At 59.5% G+C, this 242-nt stretch carries 1 protein-coding gene; it reads right to left on the bottom strand.

What is annotated here, in order from left to right; genetic code table 11:
• Window positions 1-242: EI24 domain-containing protein (locus R0J88_RS22910; protein ID WP_410901304.1), on the bottom strand; the 242-nt coding region annotated here is incomplete at both ends.

Genomic DNA, 242 nt, shown 5'->3' with positions numbered 1-242 from the left:
ACAGGGGGGCCAGCAGGTTGAGGCCTGGAATCCAGCTGATAATAAACAGCGCCACCATGCGCGGTAGAATGTAGCCGAGCTTGACCAGCTCGCGCCCCAGCGCATCGACGGCCGTTTTAGCCAGCCCGCGATCATCCAGCGGCTCACGGCCGGTGGCCTGGCGCTCAACTTTTGCGGCTAAAAAGCCGTAAAACGGTGCGGCAATCAGGTGGGTAACGAGGGTGAAGGTAAAAAAGATCACC

This window comes from Pseudoalteromonas sp. SIMBA_162, assembly GCF_046535955.1.
GTDB classification, from domain to species: domain Bacteria; phylum Pseudomonadota; class Gammaproteobacteria; order Enterobacterales; family Alteromonadaceae; genus Pseudoalteromonas; species Pseudoalteromonas marina.
The sequence above is the reverse complement of the archived record's forward strand: the minus strand, read 5'-3'. Positions and strand labels throughout refer to the sequence as shown.